Raw genomic sequence first — 3,171 nt, forward strand, 5'->3', positions numbered from 1 at the left:
GAGAAACGCGCGAAAGTTGGTGATGTCCTGAGGGGCGGCATATCATGGCGGTGTCGAGTCGCCGTCAATTCTCTGCTGAGGAAGGGATATGCCACATGTCAGAGACTACCATCACCCAATTGCCTGATCCATCGGGTTTTACCTCCGATCCCTTCACCGACGTCCTGCGCGAGGGAGCGCGCAAGCTGATCGAACAGGCGATCCACGCCGAGTTGGCGGCGCTGTTGAACACCTTTTCCGGGGAACGGCTGGAGGATGGGCGTGCCCGCCTGGTGCGCCATGGTCACTTATCCGAACGCGAGGTGATGACCGGCATTGGTCCAGTGCCGGTGAAGGTGCCTCGCGTGCGGGATCGCGGCGCAGGCGAAGACAGGATCAGCTTCACGCCCAGCATCCTGCCGCGGTATCTGCGTAAGACGAAATCGGTCGAGGAACTGCTGCCCTAGCTGTATCTCAAGGGTGTGTCCACGGGCGATTTCACCGAGGCGCTGGAGGCGCTGCCGGGTCCGAACGCCAGGGGCCTGTCCGCCAAGATCGTCACGCGCCTGAAAGCCGATTGGTGGAAGGACTACGAGGCTTGGCAGAAACGCGACCTCGGTTCGCGGCGGTTTCTCTACATCTGGGCCGACGGGGTCTACTTCAAACCGCGCATGGCTGAGGAAAAGCAATGCGTTCTGGTGATCGTCGGGGCGGATGAATATAGCCGCAAGGAACTTCTGGCCATGACCCCCTCTCGTGACATTGCTGCGCAATACACTGCCGGGCAGTGGACAGCTTCCGCGAAAGCACCCAAAGCTGGGGCGAGCTGCTGCTTGATCTCAAGCGGCGCGGCCTGAAACAAGACCCCAAACTGGCCATCCGTCGCCCGGCAGGCGATTTGCAAGGCAAATCTGCCGAGAGGGGGTGACGGAGCCCTGGGGTTTTGGACCGCGCTGCGCGAGGTCTTTGCAGCGACGCGTGAGCAAAGATGCTGGGTGCACAAGACGATGAATGTGCTGAACGCGATGCCAAAATCCATACAGGCAAAGGCCACCTCCATGACATCCATTGGCCGACAGTGTATTGCGCAGCAATGTCCCGAGAGACTGGCAGGCCGAGACCAAAGCCGAAGCCAACGTCGCCTTTGATTTCTTCGTCGAAACATACGGTGTGAAATGGGACAAGGCGGTCGCCAAGCTGGTCAAGGACCGCGACGCGCTGCTGACCTTCTACGACTATCCGGCGGAACATTGGAAGCACGTCCGCACGTCAAACCCGATCGAAAGCACATTCGCCACCGTCCGACATGGAACAAAACGCACCAAGGGATGTCTCAGTCGGAAGACCGGGCTGGCCCCTCTCGGCAGATTGCTAGGCAATCGCCTGCCGGGCAATGCATGGCCTTCAAGCTGATGATGTCAGCGCAGAAGAAATGGCGAAAGCTCGACGGTCAAAACCGACTGCCCGAGATCATCCAAGGGATCGAGTTCCGCGACGGGATCCGCCAACTTCAAGCTGCCGCCTGATCAAGCGCCACCAACTTCTGCGCATATCTCCGCCCCAACACCTACGGCATTTCCGGTCTGACCTCAACCCAATTGGCGGTGAGATCATGAGCTGGCGCATAGCGAATGAATGCGCTGAGCGCCGCTTTGGCAGCGCCGCGCGCAAGCAGATCATCATGTTCCTGGCCGATAAGGCGAGCGATGATGGCTCGGGCATCTGGTGTTCTAAGAGGACGATCCAGCGCCACACAGAGCTCAGCGAGAGCACGGTTAAGCGAACCATCATCGACTTCCTGCGTGAAGGGATCTTGATCGAGACTGGGCGGCGGCACTGTAAGAACGGCTACACCGTCATTTACCGAATTATGTTGGAGCGCGTTGCCGCGCTCCAACCCACGGCTGAGCCCGACATTGAGACGGGGGTCACTGTGAACCCCGTCCAGCCTGAACCCGGTACGGGGTCCACGGTGAACGGGGTGCGGGGTTCACGGTGGACCCCAAACCATCCTAAAACCATCCATAAACCACCTACGCGCAGGCGCGAGGTGGCGGAGGAGGTTGAAGATCTTGAAGCTGAGAAGATCTTGGCGGCATATCCCGAGGACAGGATCCGAGACCGGCGGACCAGTCTGCGCCTGATCGCAGCGGCCGTGAAGGCCGGGGTAGAGCCCGACGACTTGCTGCAGGCGGTCAAAGCCTATGCCAAAGAAAGCGAAGGCTACACGCGGAGCAAGGTCTGTTTCTCGGACAACTGGTTCAAGATGCGCCGATGGGAGAAGGGCCTTGCCCAGATACAGATGGACCGCGAGAAGGCACGAGAGGCCGAAGCCAAAGGCCGTGCGAGCCTTGCCCAATAACCCGGCGCAAAGACGACATCATCCAAGCTTGGCCGAGAACCAGTTTTGCCTTGCTGTCGCAAGATGAGATGACAACCCGGCAACGTCTGGATCGGCAACCAACGGTGACATTGGCATCCGGCGCGCTTCTGTCGGTGTTATGCCATACAGCCTGCGAAACGCACGCAGGAACTGGTTGCTGCTTGAAAATCCGTATTTGTGCGCAATGGTTGTGATCGAGTCTGATCTGCTTTGGTGCAGGTTTCGGTACGCTGCGGCCAGCCGCCGTTCGCGAATGATTTGTGCGATACCGTTTCGGTTGGGAAACATACGGTAAAGCTGCGCGCGAGACATGCGGAAGTGATCGACCAGCATGTCCGGCCCCAATTCGGTATCGCCCAGGTGGTTGTCGATGAACTCGACAATCTGACGTCGCACGGTTTGATGCATTGTCGCGTCGCTGGTGCCTGCTTGGGGCAGGCGTCCCGCAACAGCGGCGGCAAACAGGTCAATTGTCGCATGGTCCATCATCATTGCGTCCTTGACGGGTATGTCGGCCATTACATCCGCAAAGCCGAAAGCAAGGTTCGTGATAATTCGTGTGCTCGATTGTCCTGCGCGCAAAACCGTACCGTGCGCGCTTCGACCACCCGTGGCTTTATCAATCTGGTCGCGCGGCATGTAGATCATAACGCTGGCACCCGCACTTTGGATGTCCTTGTGCGGTTGGGCGTAATCCCAAACACCGATATCGCCAGGGTTCAGTTTTATTTCGGTTCCATCGCAATCACCGATCAGGGCCCCCTTGACGAAAAAATCCAGCTGGTAGCCATCAAGCCCGTTGCGCGCGA

2 protein-coding genes and 1 pseudogene are annotated in these 3,171 nt (G+C 58.9%); 2 read left to right on the forward strand and 1 reads right to left on the reverse strand.

Annotation, left to right across the window (positions count from 1 at the left end; genetic code table 11):
* The first annotated feature begins 95 nt into the window (after positions 1-95).
* Together MN186_RS08980 and MN186_RS08985 are read left to right on the forward strand one after the other, a co-directional pair.
* A pseudogene (locus tag MN186_RS08980) lies at positions 96-1,505 on the forward strand (IS256 family transposase).
* Between the two features lie 86 nt (positions 1,506-1,591).
* Positions 1,592-2,341: a hypothetical protein gene (locus MN186_RS08985; RefSeq protein WP_242114041.1), complete on the forward strand. Its 750-nt coding sequence runs from the start codon at positions 1,592-1,594 to the stop codon at positions 2,339-2,341.
* A gap of 18 nt (positions 2,342-2,359) precedes the next feature.
* Here the strand turns inward: MN186_RS08985 and MN186_RS08990 are convergent.
* On the reverse strand, positions 2,360-3,171 hold an 812-nt coding region (locus MN186_RS08990; RefSeq protein ID WP_242114042.1), incomplete at its 5' end, for a helix-turn-helix domain-containing protein.

The organism is Aliiroseovarius sediminis (assembly GCF_022678485.1).
Taxonomy (GTDB): Bacteria; Pseudomonadota; Alphaproteobacteria; order Rhodobacterales; family Rhodobacteraceae; genus Aliiroseovarius; species Aliiroseovarius sediminis.

Coding starts and splice junctions, on each gene's coding strand:
- MN186_RS08985 (WP_242114041.1), top strand. CDS start 1,592: ATGAGCTGGCGCATAGCGAATGAATGCGCTGAGCGCCGCTTTGGCAGC.